This is a genomic window from Vibrio sp. LB10LO1 (assembly GCF_010092875.1).
In the GTDB taxonomy this organism is placed as follows: domain Bacteria; phylum Pseudomonadota; class Gammaproteobacteria; order Enterobacterales; family Vibrionaceae; genus Vibrio; species Vibrio campbellii.
The window spans coordinates 51005-69954 of record NZ_JAADJW010000002.1 but is presented as its reverse complement, the minus strand read 5'-3'; the positions used below and the strand labels follow the sequence as shown (position 1 = coordinate 69954).

General features: G+C 45.1%; 12 protein-coding genes. 3 read left to right on the top strand and 9 right to left on the bottom strand.

The genetic code is table 11. The features are described 5' to 3' along the window. The first annotated feature begins 3 nt into the window (after positions 1–3). On the top strand, positions 4–939 hold the full coding sequence (locus GXP65_RS01685; protein ID WP_162091832.1) for an ADP-ribosylglycohydrolase family protein: 936 nt from the start codon (positions 4–6) through the stop codon (positions 937–939). 62 nt (positions 940–1001) lie between these two features. Here the strand turns inward: GXP65_RS01685 and GXP65_RS01680 are convergent, their stop codons facing one another. Together GXP65_RS01680 and GXP65_RS01675 are read right to left on the bottom strand one after the other, a co-directional pair. Next, positions 1002–1913, bottom strand: coding sequence for a DMT family transporter (locus tag GXP65_RS01680; RefSeq protein ID WP_032999968.1), 912 nt, complete (start codon positions 1911–1913; stop codon positions 1002–1004). 547 nt (positions 1914–2460) lie between these two features. Further along, positions 2461–3117 (bottom strand): hypothetical protein, encoded by a 657-nt coding sequence (locus tag GXP65_RS01675; protein WP_038889121.1) that lies wholly within the window; start codon positions 3115–3117, stop codon positions 2461–2463. A gap of 801 nt (positions 3118–3918) precedes the next feature. Between GXP65_RS01675 and GXP65_RS01670 the strand changes: the two genes are divergently transcribed. Then, positions 3919–4566, top strand: coding sequence for an HAD family phosphatase (locus GXP65_RS01670; RefSeq protein ID WP_045416778.1), 648 nt, complete (start codon positions 3919–3921; stop codon positions 4564–4566). 67 nt (positions 4567–4633) lie between these two features. Here GXP65_RS01670 and GXP65_RS01665 read toward each other — a convergent pair whose 3' ends face one another. The 3 genes from GXP65_RS01665 to GXP65_RS01655 form a co-directional block, all read right to left on the bottom strand. Further along, entirely contained in the window at positions 4634–5941 is a 1308-nt protein-coding gene (locus GXP65_RS01665) for a dicarboxylate/amino acid:cation symporter (protein WP_045416781.1), read from the bottom strand. Positions 5942–6024: 83 nt separating this feature from the next. Further along, positions 6025–7254, bottom strand: a complete 1230-nt coding sequence (locus tag GXP65_RS01660; protein WP_045416784.1) for an NAD(P)/FAD-dependent oxidoreductase — start codon at positions 7252–7254, stop codon at positions 6025–6027. 231 nt (positions 7255–7485) lie between these two features. Then, positions 7486–11100 carry an Ig-like domain-containing protein gene (locus GXP65_RS01655; RefSeq protein ID WP_045416786.1) on the bottom strand — a complete coding sequence of 1205 codons (3615 nt, stop codon included), beginning with the start codon at positions 11098–11100 and terminating at the stop codon, positions 7486–7488. A 610-nt stretch (positions 11101–11710) separates the two neighbouring features. Here GXP65_RS01655 and azu point away from each other — a divergent pair. Next, positions 11711–12163, top strand: coding sequence for an azurin (azu, locus tag GXP65_RS01650; protein WP_005432103.1), 453 nt, complete (start codon positions 11711–11713; stop codon positions 12161–12163). A gap of 113 nt (positions 12164–12276) precedes the next feature. Here azu and GXP65_RS01645 read toward each other — a convergent pair whose 3' ends face one another. The 4 genes from GXP65_RS01645 to GXP65_RS01630 form a co-directional block, all read right to left on the bottom strand. Then, entirely contained in the window at positions 12277–14343 is a 2067-nt protein-coding gene (locus tag GXP65_RS01645) for an EAL domain-containing protein (RefSeq protein WP_162091831.1), read from the bottom strand. A 337-nt stretch (positions 14344–14680) separates the two neighbouring features. Further along, positions 14681–16771 carry an EAL domain-containing protein gene (locus GXP65_RS01640; protein WP_079401873.1) on the bottom strand — a complete coding sequence of 697 codons (2091 nt, stop codon included), beginning with the start codon at positions 16769–16771 and terminating at the stop codon, positions 14681–14683. A 323-nt stretch (positions 16772–17094) separates the two neighbouring features. Further along, entirely contained in the window at positions 17095–17943 is an 849-nt protein-coding gene (locus GXP65_RS01635) for a mechanosensitive ion channel family protein (protein WP_051118907.1), read from the bottom strand. A gap of 97 nt (positions 17944–18040) precedes the next feature. Beyond that, entirely contained in the window at positions 18041–18946 is a 906-nt protein-coding gene (locus tag GXP65_RS01630; RefSeq protein ID WP_162091830.1) for an OmpA family protein, read from the bottom strand. Between the last annotated feature and the right edge of the window lie 4 nt (positions 18947–18950).

Here is an 18950-nt window from a genome sequence, read left to right as displayed (position 1 = left end):
AAGATGACTCATAGAAACGCTCGCTCTCTTCATGCCATTATCGGCGCACTCGTCGGTGATGCAGCATCTCTCGGATTTCATTGGCTTTACGATCAAGAACTCATCAGGCAGTTTGGTTCTCCGCATCCGGAATTTCATCAACCTAACCGAACTGAATACCATGACAAAGGTTATTTTGCCCACGGTAGCAAGCAAGTCGGTGACCTCACCCACTATGGCGCACAGCTTGTTGCCATGTTAGATGCTCTGGTTCAAACCGGACACTACGACGAGGCGCGTTACATTCGCTCCTTTCGAGAGTGGTTTGATTTTGGTGGTAAATGGCAGGGCTATACAGACAAACCGACAAAGCAAACACTGCTCAACATTCATGAGTTGGAAGCCAAAGAACTGCGCGTAACTTTGTGTGGGGCTGACGACACGCAAAATCCAGCACTATCTAAGCTTCCTCCGTTGGTGGCTTTTCATTCTGATGATGACAAACTCGCTAAACTGGTCGACTCCGCCGTGCGGGTTACCAACAACAACGACACCGCCGTTATGTATGCTCAAGCTGTCGCAGTGATGATTCAGATGGCATTGCAAGGCGCTGCGCCCAAAGCGTGTGTAATGGCAGCTCGGACGGTTTCTCCAAAGATTGCCAGCGATATTCAACGTGCAGAAGCGATGAGCGGCAGAACCGCCACCAGCGTTGCGGAGTCGGTTGGGATGCATTGCGGTTTAGACGCTTCGTTTGTGGTGATTTGTCATTTGTTGATGAACTCAGAAAGCTACGAAACTACCATGCGTGAGAACATTTACTGTGGCGGCGATTCAAGTGGACGAGCTATTCCGCTCGGTGCCATTCTTGGGGCAAGTTACTACGACACACCAATGTCGATTCCAAATCATTGGATGGATCAAACCGCGCTACCTCGCCGTTTACTACAGTGTTTATAAAAGAAGGGGGTGTTGCGAGTTCAGGGCAAAAAAAGAGGCCCACGAGAGCCTCTTGCTATGCGTTACTCGGCGGGTACTGCCACTGAGCGTAACTTGAAAAGCTTCTTAGGTGCTTTGGTTAACAAAATGCCAAACATAAGAGGTAGCATTAAGATAATCGACTGCTCTGAAAGCATTTCTCCATTAATAAACGCGGATAGGAATAACGCGACCAAAGGGAAAATCAGAAAACAAATCGAAGCTTGAAACGGTGTCGAAACCTGACCAAGTTTAAAGTAAGCCACAATACCGCCAACACTTGCCACAAAGCCAAGATAAACGACCGCTAGGACTGAGTCGTAAGTAAATGCCGCTACATCAACTTGCTCACATACTGCCGATAAAGCGAATAGTAGCAGAGACGCAATAAAACAAGGCACCGCATTATAGGTCAACACCTGAATGTCCTTGCAGTACTTTTGAACTAACACATACATTACCGCATGCATCGCCACCGCAAGCGCTAACGACAGCGTACCTAGTAAGTAATCTTCCCCACCCAGTTGCATCTCGTTGCCCAAAATCAGACAAAGACTTACCACTGCCGTCAACAAACCAAACACTTGATGACGCGCCAAACGCAGCCCCAAAAACAGGCCAGACATTAGCATCACCGCAACCGGCATGTTGGCAAAAATAATCGATGCAAGACCCGACGAGATGTATTGCTCTCCGTAAATCATCAGCGTAAACGGCATCGCAAAGTACAAAACAGCCACGATAAAAATCCAATGACGTTTACCCTTTGGGAACATCAAAGGTTGTTTGAATGCTTTTGCCATCACAAACAGCAAAGGTGCAGCAAGGAAAAAACGCATACCTGTGGCAAGAACAGGAGGAATAGAGTGCAATGCGACTTCCATTGCGAACCAAGTGGTTCCCCAGATCAAACACACAGACAAAAAGAGCAAAAATATAAAAGACTTTGAATTCATGACGACGACTTACTTAAATTATTTAATATTCACTGGCTTGTATCACCAGATTTACGTGTCACATTCTAAAGTCTTCCCTCGAGAAACATTTTGCTATTTGTAGGGTTCTTTACCTGCCAACTAAAATAATTTTCCACATATAAAATAAAATGCAGAAATAATTTCTACAATATAAAGATATAGCAATATCATTGTTTTGTTTGTGGTTTTTTATCTCGTTTAAAATATGGGGGTGAGCACGGCACGAAAGAGCACTTGAGCCAAAGACGTACACTTTTTGGCGACCGTACTAACCATTCCATCACCCTAAAGGTCTAGTTGTGTGATGGCAGATAGTGAATATTAAACCAATTGCATATATAGTAACTCCTGCAATCCTTAACGCTCTGACTGAGCTTCGCCCTAGCCTGAGCCAATGCAGGCTAGGGTATTTTTTAGGTTTCGCACAGACAAGCAAAGCTGCCAGAGAGTCTCAGGAAAGTTAAAAATGCACCAGTCATTAACTGGTGCATAAAGCGAAAGGTTGAATACTGACTAATCTAAAAGACTATAGAGATTCAAAGCCAACACTAGCTTCCGTATAGCCTTTTCTTTCAGAGTTGTAGTCGATAGCAACATTCAGGTGACCTGATAGTTCACCTTCTGCGGCATAAACTGGGCAAGTTGCAACATGCGAAAGGTACGTTGCCTCTGTCGGCTTCATAAAGTAGTAAATTTGCTGCAACTCACATTCACCTACGCTCTTACCAGATGACTGAAGACTTGCTCTTTGCTGATGAAAGTTAGGAGCAGCATCAAGAAGGTAGCTCGGTGTTAGCGTGTAGATATGAGTCTGATAGATATCGGTAAACTCGTTGCCTGCTTTGTACATCTGGCTGCTCATATCGTAAACGACGTTTAAGTGCCAATAAGCAATTTCGGATTCATCCGTAACTTGCGCACCAGGTTTTGAGTACATACAAGTAATCTGGCTGTGTGGGGTTTCCATATCTTGATCAGCCATGTGGCCTTTCTTGATAGACTGGATACCACAACGATGCAGCGTAAAACCAGACGACGCCATTCGATCACGGACTTGATGAGCAGATTCAAACTTTGTATGCACTCCCTCAGGCGTGCTACTGGTGATATCAACTGAGTTGTTGGCATGAGCTTGTAGGCTAATACCAGCGATGAAGACGACTGCAACTTTTATATTTTTCATAGTAATGTTCTATTCTCCTCGTTAGATTCGAGAGGGAAACTAACTCACCAAACAAATATGAAACAACTTTAATATAGAAATTTGTGATATTAGATCCATATATCAGGGTTAAACTCACCTAAAAAGCGGATAAAATCCTTTTTATTCATATAATTAACAGCAAATAAACTCAGTAAAAGCCTGTTTTATTCCCCCTTCTAGAACGAACGCTTGCCAAATGAGCTTAAGCTTTATTTCGCTTTCTACAGACAGAAAAAAAGCGATACCAAGATTGATATCGCTTTGGAAAAGGTTGCAAGACCAGTAAATATTCCGAAAAAATCGATTGGACCCCTCCATCTCTCTAAACGGGTATTAATCACCCGGCACGAGCAACAAACCTAAAATCACTTTTATTCTCTCGCTGGTACCAGCAGTCCGCATACAAAGACATAAGCGGTATTAACTAGCTGAGAAGAAATTATGTTATAACATAACATTTATTAAGTTAACAGGTAGGAATTGCTTCGTGACTAGAATCACAGAATAAACCCATGAAGGACTTAAAGCCCCTCTCTCGAAATCAAAAAAGAGCAGAGACGGATCTCTGCTCTTCTGTCTATTTTAATAGATTGTCGTAAACGCTTCTTCCCGACAAATTAGCGCAATATCGATTTCAGTATTAAATTATTTTTTCGTATGGAACAGCACTTGCCCACTTTTGTCTTTATTCGACCAAAAGTTGATGATGATCGAATTGCACAAGAAAATCGATTCCGCTTATGTCAAAATGCGCCATCTCAATCGACAAGTCACAACGTAATGAATTATCAAGCAGCTATTTTCGATATGGATGGATTGCTCCTCGATACGGAGCGAGTGTGCATGCGCATTTTCCAAGAAGCGTGTGAGGCACAAAGCCTCCCATTCTACAAAGACGTTTACCTTTCAATCATTGGTCGCAACTCGGCGGGCATTGAGGTCATTTTCCGCAAAGCTTACGGTGATGATTTAGATCGCCTTCATCACGAATGGCGCACTCGCTACGATGCGGTTGTAAAACATCAAGCCATTCCAGTAAAAGAAGGCGTGGTAGAACTGCTTGAGTGGCTAAAACAACAAGGTTTACCCATTGCCGTTGCGACTTCTACTGCAAAAGAAGTCGCGAGAAAGAAGTTGGAGCTGGCGGGTCTGAGCAAGTATTTCGACAACTTAACCACGGGCTGTGAGGTCTCACACGGAAAGCCGGATCCAGAGATCTATCTGCTTGCAGCAAGTAGACTAAACGTTGACCCAACCAAATGTCTTGCCTTTGAAGATTCCAACAATGGCGTACGCTCTGCGGTAGCAGCTAACATGGTCACTTTCCAAATCCCAGACCTTGTTGAGCCTTGCGCAGAAGTGCGTGATTTTGGCCATGCGATCGTTCCTTCACTGCATGACGCATTATTCGAGCTTAAAAAAGCGTAGCCCGTTTCCGCTCATCTAAGTTCAGAACAACGAAAAACGCACTCTCCATTGAGAGTGCGTTTTGCTTTTAGCCCACTAGCATCTCTGACGAATCAAGAGATTGTGAATCCACCGTCGTCTTCTTTTGCCAACGGTCGATCACAAGCGTCGCGACTAAATCCCCCTCCACATTAACGGCAGTGCGGAAGGTGTCCAGCGGTCTTTCGATCACCAATAAAATCGCAATCGCTTCCAATGGAATACCTGCAGCTAACAGCACTAACTGCATACCCGACATAGAGCCAGAAGGCATGCCCGGAGCACCGACAGAAGAGACCATAGCCATGATAAAAATCATCACCAATCCAGTCGTGCTCAAATCCACACCGAACAGTTGCGCCAAGAAAATCGCGGCAACACCTTCAAATAGCGCCGTACCGTCCATGTTCATTACAGAGCCGAGTGGCAACACCATACTGCTGACTTCTGGTGAGACATCTAAATTGTCTTCCGCACTTTGCTTTGCAAGAGGCAGAGCAGCTGCACTAGAGGAAGTTGCGAACGCCATGGCTAACGGTGCTGAAATCGCTTTAAACAACGTAATCGGCGAAATCCCCGTCATAACCTTAGCAATCGTCGGTAATACGACTAACCCGTGCACCATAGTAAGCACAAACACCAGCAACGCAAACAGCGCAAGTTGCTGAATCAGATTGCCATTCGAAGTCAACGTGATATCAAGCACGATAGCGAAAATAGCAATCGGAGACAGTTTAACGATGCCACGAATCATGGTGTTGATGCTTTTGTTTAACCCCGAAATCACCGCCAATAAAGGGTGACCTGATGGCACCGAAAGCAAAATCGCAACGCCTGCCATAAAGGAGAAAACGACGATCGCCAGTAAGTTACCATTCGCCAATGCAGCAAACGGATTGACCATTGCCATCTTGACGAGATTGGTCAATATCGCTGCCCCACCGGCCCCTTGCTCATCAATCAAACGAACATCACTGCCAACAGGAATAGTCTGACTGAGCGGCTCCCATGCTGGCAATGCCAAAGAAGCACCAAGCCCCAAGCTGATGGCGATTAGAGTCGTGAAACTATAGAAAAGCAGCGTTCGTCCACCCAATGCTTTAAGGCGTAAGGTTGAACCGATATTGGTAATACCCTCGACAAGGGAGAACAGTACCATCAAGCCCACCACCATTTTGAGCAAACCTAGGTAGACCGTTTTACTCAACATCAAAATTTGGTAGTAATCACTCGACAGCAATAGCGATTTATCTGCAAAACCATGTTCGACGAGAAGAAGGATGGCTTGAGCCCCACTCCAAGCAAGCAAAGCAGAAATAAGAAGTTGGACAGGTAAAGAGAGTTGCAAATGACGCATAAAAAACACCTAGCGCCACAAATCGTTATGATTTGGGCGCTCGATAATAGTGAAAAGACAGAAACGAATAATACTGACTGGGATTAAGACCAAGAGCCTTTGTAATAAGGGTTCAATAAACCTTTTACGCGTTTAAGCACAACCAACGCTGATACTCGGAACCAGCCAAAAATGACACGTTGATGCAGTCTAAAAATGGTGTCGTATAAACGACGAACATAGCGTCCACGTAACACGACTTTGTCATTCATCAACGCGCCAACCGCGTAGTCATGCCCAAGTGCTACTACCATGCCACCATCTTTGAATACAAACGGCTTTAGCTCTTTGCCTTTCACCAAGCGCTTAAACTGCTTCGCCAAATGCGCCGCTGCTTGGTTGGCTGCTTGTGCTCGTGGTGGTACAACACGCCCATCCTCTTGTGGACATTCAGCACTGTCACCGATGACAAAAACGCTCTCATCAAGAGTGGTTTGCAACGTTGGCAACACTTTAATTTGGTTAATACGGTTGCTTTCCAGACCATCGAGATTCGCTAACCAGTCTGGGCATCGAATACCTGCTGCCCAAATTTGTAGATCAGCAGGAATGACTTCATTTTCTGTTACAATGCGATCCGCTTCTGCACGCTGAACCTTTGTGTTTAAACGGACGTTAACGCCCTGCTTTTGAAGTTTCTTGAGTACTTTTTCAGACATGCAATCAGCGCTTGCGGGCAATACGCGGTCTGCGGCTTCAATAAGCGTAATAGAAAGCTGAGTATCATTTTGATAGCGGTTTAATTGCTTGCTCACTTTAGCCCACTCAGCAGCCAACTCAACACCAGTCGCACCAGCCCCCACAATAGATACACGGTGAGCACCACCGTTCGCCAGCATCTGTTTCATCTGCTCCCATGCTTTTTCTGCTTGAGAGGCAGAATCTAAGAACAAACAATGATCGCTCACACCCGGAATTTTGAAATCATTACTGATCGCACCAACTGCAATCACAAGGTAATCGTATTTCAATGTTTGTTCTGGTGAGAACTCAGCGCTTACGGTAATCGTTTTGTTTGCTCGATCTAATCCTGACATGCGCGCTTGAACATACTGGTAGCCGTGGCAAGCAGCATGAAGGCGAAACGCCACCGAATCGAGCTCATTGTCAAACGTGCCCGCCGCAATTTCATGCAGTCTTGGTTTCCATAAGTGATGAGAAGATGGTTCAACCAAAGTGACGGTGTGGCCAGATTTACCCGCAAAACTGCTCGCTAAACGCGTGACCATTTCTAGGCCTGCAGCACCACCACCGACAACAACAAAATTCGACATACTCCCCTCCCGGAAACCATTCATCGAAAGATAAAAATCATAAACGCAGTAAATACGTTTGGAATGGCGAGCATTATATTGAGTTGAAAATAAATGATAATAAGCAGAAAAAGAAAATAACTATTACAGAAACGTAAAAATAAAAACTAAGCGTCTGAGCCGAATGAAAAAAACAAAAAAGCCACCACTTTTCAGTGGTGGCTTTGACTCAGCGATGTTGTTCTATCTGAATTAACGAGGATCAAGTCCTAGCTTTTGTAGCACCAGTTTGAAGTTATCACGGCGCTCTTCCACGTTATGAACGTCACCAGTCGAACACGTCAAATCAGGACAACCACGGTTAACGATGCCTGAAACGTCATCAATAAATTGAGAGCCTTGTAGACCGCTATCAACGTACTTCTTCAGCTCGTTGTAGTAGTTCCAGTCTGCGTATTGGCCGCCTTCATCGTTATACGCCTGCACTGATGTTACCCAGTAGAATAGACCAGCAATCCATTTGATCTCTCTGTTTTCTTCCGAGCTACAAATCAGACCAGGGTTCGAACAGAAGTCCAACTCTGCGTATAGCGGATTCTCTGGTGGCGCTTCAACCGTTACGCCATCAATCGTCTTACCGATCGTCGATGGATCAACGTGTGAACGACCTAGGTAGTGGTTAAGCGTACCGAAGTTCTGACGACCTGTGGTTTGGATAACACCACGGCCCCACCAGCCACAGCCTTCAACACTTTCTTGGCTGCTGCCGTCCCAAACAAATTTACCCGCTTTTTGGCCAACGTAAGTTCTACACTCGTCACGCTCCCATACTTGCTTAGACGTATCGACGCTTTCAGGTACTTCGTTACAGTGACCGTTGTTCGTCCAACGACCAGCAGCACCATTTACCAGTAGACCACGCTCTTCAAGCACAGCATCCGGAGCAGCAAATACTGGAGCTGGTGCACCGTACCATTTCGCATGCGTCAGCGCGCTTACTTCCATCTTGTTATCACGTGGACACGAGTACGCGTGATCCAGACCAGACACTGGGTTTACACCATAATCTGCGTATTTCTGACCAAGTTGACCACAGCTTGCCGTCATTGGGTAATCCGTTGGCGCGCCATATTTCACTTCTGACCAGTTGTTTTCATCACAAGCGTTGTAACGAATAGTCTCTTGCATACTTTGTGCAAGGAATGCAGCAATCGCGACTTTCGCGTATTTGATGTTGGTAGCGTCATCGACTTCGTCATCCATCAGCCAGAACTTGTTACCCGCCACACCAATGTTGTGCATCGCGTTCAAGCCATCTAGGAAGTCATTCCACTTGTAAACCGTTGACGGAACCCACTGAGATTGCGGCGTTTCGTACAGGAAGGCTTCGTTATCCATCACGCTTTCAGCATTAGCTAACTCTTGGTTTAGCGCCTCAATACGAGTCAATGAACCTTTCTCTAGCTCTTCACCCACGTAGTACAGTGGTACTTTCGCCGTTTGGTACAGTTCAATCTTGCTGGTTAATGCTTGAGAGTCTTGATCAAACATCAATGCAAACACGTTACTGTAAGCCGCTTTGCGAATTTGCTGCTCGCTTTGCGTACTACCCATGAAGTAGTTCGCCGCTTGCGCAGTCGACATGTTTGCCAGCATTGCAGGTGATTCAACGTAATCTGTTACCTGTTTTACGTATTCAAGTGCGTTGTGCCACTGCTCGCTAGTTAGCGCAGCCGTCTCGCTCGATTTAGTGAAAGCAACAAAGTCTGCTTTATTTGCAGAATCCGCTTTGTATAGTTCAAAGCTATTAAGCAAATCAGCAGAGAAGACAGACGCTTCATCCCATACTGATTGACGACCAGAATGCGTATCGTACGCGAAATCGCCAATGCTTAATGACCAACCAAATGTCGCTTGAGGTGCAAGTGTGGTGAAGATCAAGTTGTGAGCCTGTGCCCAACCTTTTACATCATCACTCAGTGCGTTGATCGCATCGATATCGATATTGCTACCTGTAATATCGATAGCGTTTGTCAGCGCTTGCTTAACCGCTACCGTACCCAATGATGCGCCTTTGTCTTGTGTTGCAAGATCCAGAACATCCGATTGAATAACGATAGAGGCTGAGCCTGCGTTTTCTGCCTGCTCTAGGACAGAAACAAATGCACGTGTTAGCTGTTCTACATCTACTAACGCATCAGCGCTGCTTGTCTCGATCGTCAATGTGCTTGGTGCTTGAGTTGATGGGCTCGCTACAACAAATGTATTTGGCCAACCAGCAACTTCAAGGCGAACTGGGTCCATTGGGTTGCGTAATGATAGCGCTGGTGCTGTACCCGGCTCTGTGCCATCACAGTTCAGGTGCAGTGCCCATGAGGCGTCACTACCCGGAACAGTTTGCGTCCAGTGAACCGCTGAGTAAGCAATATTCTTGTGAACCATAATGTCGCCACCAGTTGCGTGGTCACCACGAGTCCAATCTGGGTAAACATTGAAATCAGCACACAAGCCACCCGGAGGCGTTGGGGTATCAACTTCTTCCACTGTGATTTTCACACGTGCAGTCGCCGTCAGATTTTCAGCATCGGTCGCTACCGCTTCTAACGTCACATCACCCACTTGAGATGCCGTCCAGTTACAAGAGTACTGGCTTTCCGTAGACGCGTTAAACTCACAAATTTGCTGGTTGTTTGCTTTCACAATAACACGAGACAAATCATCATCCGCATCCGTTGCACGAACAGAGATCGATACCAACTCGTCTTTTTCAAACTTAGAACCGTTTGCAGGAGAAGAGAAGCTCACTTCAGGGCTAACAAAACTTGGTGCAGTTTCTACTGTCACTGCGATGCTGTTCTGCTCAACCGTTTGGCCGTTTTGATCTAACACCACCACTTTTAGCGTTGCGTTGCCAACTTCGCTTGGTGTCCAAGATTGCGAGTAAGAGTTTTGAGTAGCTGTGATACTACGCTGGCCTAGCTTGCGATCGTTTGCCCAAAATTCCAGGGTCGAGATCAACTCACCATCAACGCGTGCAGTAATTGTCGTCGCTTGTTCAACAGTCAGTTTTTGACCTTGTGTTGGTGCAACAAACGTCAGTTCATGTACTTCAGGCTCCAGTGGCGGCTCAACTTGCTTTTCTTTAACTGTGATGCTTACAGCCTGCTCTTGTGTTAGACCAGAAGTGTCTTCCACTACTGCTTTAATCGTGTGTGCACCCACGCCAACTGATGTCCAACTTGCTTGGAAAGGCGCCTGTGTTGCACGAGCAACTTGAACGTTATCGACAAAGAAGGTCACCGCTTTAACGCTGGTATTGGTCGCGGTTACGTTTGCTAACATCGCAACCGCTTGGCCTTCTTCAAACTCCGCGCCACTTACTGGTGACGTTAACTGAAGCGAAATCTCCGGCTCACCCACTTCACCATCATCAGCAATCAAACGGATAGTGTTCTGCAGTAGAGCAAGATCCAATACGCCACTCACACCCAGAGTTAGCTCGATGCTTTCACCAGCTGGAAGTTGTGACTTAACCCAACTACCGCTATCAAAGGAAAGGGTAAGAGTGTTTTCGAATAGGCTCCCTTTCGCATTGCTCGTAAATGCCATGCCTGGGTAGCTAACGCTTGTAGCTGCCCAAGAAGGCGCAGACATAGTTAGATTTGAATCAAACAAAACCTTGGCATCACGCAACTCAATTGATTGAGAACCATCGTTTGTCAGGGTTACTTTGTACGTGTTCCACCATTGGCTTTCAGAGCCAACAACAGCAGCATCGGTTACGACTCCAGCTTGTGCTGCGGGCAGTCCCATTCCGATCGCGAGCGCTAGAACGCTCGGCATGAAATTTAGCATATTCTTATTCATAATTAATGACTTATATAATCTACAGTAGGAAGGTAAATCATTATAAGCAGGAACTTTTTTCGCGGCGCAGCTGATGGATGTAACAAAACGTAACAGGATTTTTTGGGGGAAAATCGTCAATAATTAAGCAGTTTCAGACGTCAAATTGATGACAAATCATTCAGTGACAATATGGACAATTTAAACTGGGACTCTAGTTCAAATTATATAAATGACATCAAACAATTGATGAATTTATTTATTCGTGTCGATAAATAACTTTTGTTTGCATAATTGTTAATTTTGTGAATTAAGAGAAATTTGCGTTACAAGTTAAAAAACACAGAAACATTTAGTTACAACTTGTCGAGATTCCAGCCAAAAACGTTGCAACTACTCTGTTGATTGATGTAAGAACACCGAAAGATAAGATTACTGAAACTTGTTAATTTGATTACATAAAATAAGCCCAATGAATGATCAAATAGTGAAAATCATAAGTATAACTTTGCAACAAAACGTCAATATAGGGTTCAAAGCACGGTTTCAAACAGAATATTCGATGATAATGAGATGCATTGGATCGGTTTGAATCCAAGTCAGCCCAAAAATACAATATGGAGAGTGTTATATGTCTTTACGTTTAGTAGCAGCAACCTTTGCACTAGTTGGAATGAGCTTTGGCGCACAAGCCAACGCGGAGTGTGAAGTGTCCATCGATGCTAACGATATGATGCAGTTTTCGACCAAGACACTGAGCGTGCCAGCGACGTGTAAAGAAGTGAAACTGACGCTGAACCACACTGGTAAGATGCCGGCACAGTCAATGGGTCACAACGTTGTGATTACAGATACGGCTAACCTTCAAGCGGTGGGTACAGACGGGATGTCTGCGGGCCTTGAAAACAACTACGTGAAACCAAACGACGACCGCGTTTATGCCTTCACTAAAGTAGTGGGCGGCGGTGAAAGCACTTCTATCACCTTCAGCACAGAGAAAATGACTCCGGGAGGCGACTACTCGTTCTTATGTTCTTTCCCTGGTCACTGGGCAATCATGCAAGGTAAATTCGAGTTCAAGTAAACACATCTACATCTAGATGACCCAATTTGAGATTGGGACACACAGATGTCTTATTTGAACCTAAAGAAAAGGGAAGCATTTCGCTTCCCTTTTTGGTGCTGTTAACTTACTGCTTAGCATGCAAAGTGATCGTAATCTGAACGCTCTTCTCGCTCGCTGTATTCAAGCTTTACAACATCGTCAAACGGCATTGGGCGGTAGAAGTAAAAGCCTTGAATCAAATCAATACCTAATTCTGCCATAAACTCTAATTCGCTCTCTGTTTCAATACCCTCGGCAACGGTGACGGCTCCGGTAATTTTTACCAGCTTCGCGGTTAACCTAAACAGTTCGCGACCGTTTTTGTTGTTGAGGTTAAGTACTAACGAACGGTCTATTTTCACTTTATCGAAATCGTATTTTGACAGGTAACCAATAGACGAATAACCAGAACCAAAGTCATCCAACGCAATCTTCACCCCCGCAGCTCGCAGTGCGCTTAACACATAGTGAGTACGATGCTCGTCCTGAATCAGCATGTCTTCGGTAATTTCAAACTCCACTTGAGAGCAAGAGAGAGCACTTTCATTAATCATCGTCAGTACCTTTTCAGTGAAGTCTGGTACCAAGCAAGTTTCTGGCGATAGGTTAATTGAAACTTTGAAGTTTGGTCGATTCGCCAAAAGCGCTGCTTCACGCAATGTCGTTTCGACCACCCATAAATCCAACTCACTCATTAAGCCGACTTTGGCAAAGTTCTCAAGAAACGTTGGTGGTGTGATCTCTCCTGTTTCAGAGCGATGACGAATCAGTACTTCAAGCGAACGAATCTCACCCGTACGAGCATTAACCTGTGGTTGATAGAACAACACAAACTCGCCATGCTTTTTCAAGTCACTGATGCGTTTTTGCGCCGCAAACTTATTCGTGATTTCAGGGAAAAATGCCCCCGCCACTTTGCCATTGTCTAATCCTTCATAATTGAAGAAATCATCAGAAACTGACTTTGCAAACAGCGTATCCGCATTACCAATTTTGTCCATTTGCTTAAAGAATGGGTAGTAAATTACCACACCAACCAAAATAATGATCAGTTGCAAAATCACGCCCGTCCACGTGTAGCCTGTGCCAATGAAACCACTCGCTAATGGTGGTGTCATCCAACTGACGATCTCAGTAATCGGTGCCACCAGCCCCATCGCTGTCGCAACGTAAGCAATGACTAACCCTACAATAGGAGCAATGAGAAACGGCACAATCATGACGGGATTGAACATGATGGGTAAGCCATAAATGATTGGCTCGTTAATATTGAACAAGCTCAAAACCAATGCCGCTACCGCAAGCGCTTTATAACTGCGATTTTTGGTCAGAAAAAGCATACAAAGCACCAGTGAAATGGTGTTCCCTGCGCCCCCCATCCCTGCATAAAAATCAAAGAAATTAGTAGTTAAGATTGGCAGTGGTGTTCCAAGCGCTTCATGGTTTTCTATCGCAACACGCGTCACTTCATAAAGCTCGGCTTTGTAAGGCGCAAAAATGATGTGGCCGTTGATGCCAATCGACCAAAATAGGTTACGCACAAATTCGTAGATCACGCCATCAAGCAGTGAGTTAGGATCCAGTTTTGGCAGTAGAAGATGCGCAACATCCGCAGCACAAAACGCTTGCCCAAGCGCATAGCCCAAAACCGTATAACCAACGACCAACACCACCGTCGCCACGATGAGGTTGTAGGATTGATCCACAACATTCGGCAAATCAGAGCGCATAAACCATTTTCGGCTTTGCATAAAACGCACAGACCAAGCGACGACGGTCGGAACAAGAATTGCCAATGGGTAGTTACTTGGAACGACCGTACCATCTTGCAATAAGCCCCATTCATTGCAGACGATAAAGTAAATCATCAACGATGGCGTTATGACGTTCACACGAGAGACTTTCAACAGTGAGGAAAGAAACTGCGAGAAGTACACCAACAGCAAAATTGGAAATAGCTTCCAGATAATGGCACTCGCTGTACCTACAGTGATACCAATCTGCTCGTAGCCAGCTATCACCAGTAAATTACTCAGCAATGTACTGAATGCAGAAATTAACGAGACTGGTAACAACATCACGAGGACGTTACATAAACCGTTAATGTATAAGTTGGAAGATATTAAAGTAAAAAGTCGATTGATATATCGATTGTTCATTTGGCTAAGTAAATCCATCAAAAAACGGCCTAGAAGCCGCTTAAGAAATTCGCCGCAATTAAATCCATGTAATTTGTTTCGTAATGAGGGAGAGTTTCGACAAGGACGTCGATGACGGTATCATTCGAGTAACAAAGCGTTGATCGTTCAACGTTGCGCATAGTCACTCAACAAAGGTAGCTACAGCCAACTTGTTGCTATTTAACAGAATGAAAGTGTGCCAGCCAAAACCCTCGACACCCTTCCATTCTGCTCAAACTCGTTGTTTCTTTGGTCAACGTAGTTTGTTATTTTGTTTGCTTATTAAGCAAGGAGGCGCACATTAGCGCCAGCAAGTCTATATTTCCACTCGACTTTGTAATTGTGACGATAGAAATGGCTTTTCTTGCTGTTCGTCTAAAATGTCCAATAACGGAGCTGGACGAGCAAAGAAATAACCTTGCACTTTATCCACCTCACACGCTTTTACAAAGTCATACTCCGCTTGTGTCTCAACCCCTTCAGCCACCACCTCACAATGGGTGATATGACCCAGTTTCGCCACCAACTCGTATAAATCTTTTCCTTTCTTATCGTTGGCATCCAGTAAGAGCGAGCGGTCAAGTTTGATCTTATCAAACGGGTACTTGAGCAAATGCGGGAACGAGGCATAGCCAGTACCAAAGTCATCCATTGCAATACGAATGCCTTGAGCTTGCAGCGCTTCCATCGTTTTAATCAAGAATACCTTGTTGCTCAGAATCGCTTCTTCCGTGATCTCAATCTCCAGCCATTCTGGCGAGATACCGTAATGGGCCAAACGCGATAACAAATGCGGCACAAACTCTTCTTGCTCGATCGTCGCCACCGCAATGTTGATGGCAATACGACGATCTTTCGATAAGTTCATTTGCTGCATGTCTGCCAAGACTTTCTCAATCACCAGCTTATCCAGTAATGGCATCGAGTTAAGCATCTGGAAATCACTCACAAATGTCGGTGGGCATAACTTGCCATCTTTATCGATATAACGTAGCAGAGCTTCATACGAGAACTCGTTAATATTTCTCGTCGACTGCAGTTTTTGATAGAACATCACTAACTCCCCTTCGCGCAAAATCGTAGTTAAACGCTTCTGGGCTGTCGACTTACTGATGCTTGAGTTGTTCGATGCTTTTACATTACTTAGCAATGTTTTAAAGATAGAGCTTTCTATCCCAGAATAAGCCGTATTGGCGCGGAACTGCGCTGAATATTTCCCCGCGTATGCCAAGTAAAATGGTCGATAGATGAAAATACCCAAAACAATGATCAGCGCTTGCAAGATCGAGCCTTCGATTTGATTCCCCATTGCCATGTACCCACTGAACAGTGGTGGCGTCATCCAGTTCACAATGTTTTCAACTGGCGGAACAAGACCCGATGAAATACACAAGAAGGTGATGACAAAACTCACTAACGGCACCAGCACGAAAGGGATGATCAAAATCGGGTTGAAGATGATTGGCAAACCAAACAACAACACTTCGTTGATGTTAAAAATAACCAGTGGCATTGCCGCCAGAGCCAACATCAAGTGGTTACGCTCTTTAGCAAACATCAACACACAGAGAAGCAAGCTGATCGAGTTCCCCGAGCCGCCCATCGACATAAATGCATCATAAAAACCTTGGCTGATGACATTCAGTGACGCCTCTCCGGCTTGCCATGCCATCATATTCGCTTCGGTCGCGGCGAAGATCTGCTGCTTAATCGCAAACAACAAGTTGTGTCCGTTTATACCAATCGATCCGAGCAAGCCCAGCACGGTTTGGTAAATAAGACCACCTTTGAACGTTAATGGATCAACACCGAGTCCGCGAACCATACCACCAGCCAATGCCATAAAGATTGCCGTGAAATGGGACATCACGAGCGCAACAAGCACAAACAAGAAAAAGTGCACCACATGCTTAAGCAGCCGTGATGAAAAATCGAGGGCTTGAGGCTCTAACAAACGTATCTTAAAGATGCTGCAGTAAACGTACGTCATTGTGGCACTCAATAGCGCCAACAGCGGGTTATTTGGCAACATGTACATCTGTGAAAGACTGCCATTCTCTATGGAGATCAAGTAGAACATGATCAACGAATAGATGATGAACACCGCACTAGAAACATTGGTTTTGTGGGAAAGGTAATAACCCGCCACCACACAGAATGCACTCGGGTACAAGTTGATCAGGATATCTGACACGTGAAACAGCAACTGGGACAAATCCATTAAACCAGTAAAACGGAAGACGTGCCCAAAAAATACTGCCAACGCATTAGAGAGAATCAAAGGCAGCAGTAGCAATGCGATCGACGCCAAGTCCGTTAAATAGGATTTGGACGCGGACTGCCACTGCCCCATCAATGCGAATAGGCGTTGAGAAGGAGCAAATTTGATTTTAAAGCCAGTTTGCATGAAGCATCTTAATGATAAACGTGATAGAGATTCAGCGGTTTAGTAAACAGCCATACGTGCAACCTTTACCGCGATGCTGTCGCTTCCATAGGAAACTAGCTATTGCGGTACGGACTATCTGAGTAGTCTTAATTGATGTTTTTATTATGTATTTTAAGCAACAAGCGGAAGTTGTCTGAGGGCAGATTGCGCGCGTAATTTAACGATTATATGCGCCTCGATCCATTAAGATATTTTATCGTTACGACAAATGAACAATAAAAATAACCCCCACCTTTGATTGGTGAGGGTTTACATTGAGCTGGTGATTATTGAGCTGAGACTCAGTGCTCCGAGTTCATTGGAAATCGTTGCTCATAAAGCTCCATAAAGTCTTTGCGAATCAGGTGTTCTAAGTGGTTGGCTTTATCTGTCGGACAGAAAATCATGATGTGCAGGATTTGCTCACCATTGATGTTGCTTGAGATATGGATATGCGGCTCAGCCCCCGGAAGATCGACACCAGCGTGCTTCTCGATCATCGCGTTATAACGGTGTGCAACATCAGCAAAATAACTGCAATGTTCGTCAATCTTATCGGTCAGTAACGGCAAAAGTGGGTAGAGATTGACGAAGTCTTTCACCACAACAGAAAAGTCATGGTAAACGTAACGCTTCATGAAATTGAGGTTCTTCACTGGGTAGGTGAAAAACATACTGTTAGGCAACGTCGCGGTTTTCCCCGTGAAGTGGTATTGCCCATGGTGCAAGTCGATTTCTTGAATCACTGTCGCCATCATGTTGTGCTCAATCACTTCGCCACACAGCTTGCCGACTTCAATCCAGTCACCGATGCGAAACGAGCGCGAACTGGCTCGTTGAATCGAACCGGTAAAACAAAGAATAATCTCTTTAGATGCAACAACAATAGCCACTGCAATCGCGGTAACGCTTAGGGCGAACTCGCTGATTTCTGATTGCCATAAGATGAACAACAGGATCAGCGTAAGCGCGAACGTGCCGTTTTTGGTTCTCGACATCCAGCTGCGTTGTTCTTCGGTAATGAAGGCATCGTCGCCACGAATTCGAGACAGAATCAAACGACGCAGAACAATGATGAACAGCAGGATTAATGCGGAAAATAAAATTTTGTGAGTGAGAAGAAAATCGACGACTAACTGCACTTTCTCCATTACCCGACTCCCTGTTTGGTTTGGATAGGTTGACCTTTGATGCTAACTATCGCTCAGAAAACAGATAACTAGCTTGCGAGAGGACAACCTTACCAAATTATTCAGTCGGTTGTCCCAGTTCGCTCTCTTTAAATACGATAAACGCACGGCGGTTTAAAGCATTGGCTTCTGGAGATTCTTCGTTGATCACAGGTTGAAGCTCACCAAAGGCTTTTACTTCCCACACAAACTGCGATGGATCGAGTTTCGTTTTGAGGTACGCCACTACGGTTTGTGCTCTTCGCTCCGCCAGTTGTTCATTATAAGAGAGCGAGCCCACTTGGTCGGTATGACCAGCCACCATAATGCTACCTTCTAAACCTTGCAGTTTTGCGATGAAATCATCTAATTGTGAAAGGTCTTCCGGTTTTAATTCCGACTTATCGAAATCAAAATGAGGTGTCATCGCCATGTAGATCTTACGTTCTGGTTTTGGCGGCTCACAGAAAGGCATCTCTTCGTACTTCTTCGCCTCTTCAAACATCACGTAAGCACGACGGTTTTCGGCGCGAGCTTGATCCGATTTACCCAACGCTAGCGGCTGCGACTCACCAAAGTGTTTCACTTCCCAATCGTATTGCTCTGGGTTGAGTTGTTGCTGAAGATACGCCTCTACCGATTCAGCACGGCGCATAGACAGCTTCTCGTTATATTCGTCAGAGCCTTTAAAATCGGTGTGACCAACAATCGTAATGCGCCCGGCCAAGTCTTGAATATCACGGATGAACGCATCTAGGCTTGCCGCATCGGCTTCACGAATGATGGATTTATCGAAGTCAAAATGCTCAGCAACCGCAATATGGATTTCGCGTTGCGGTGCTAAACATTCACTGATCAAAAACTTGGAAACATTGACATCAACAAACTTTTCTCGGTTCTCTTGGCTAACATACGCATCTGCCGAGCAACCTGCCAATATTGCCCCTGCGATCATGCCGCTTAACAAACGAATCGTCGTTTTCATATCG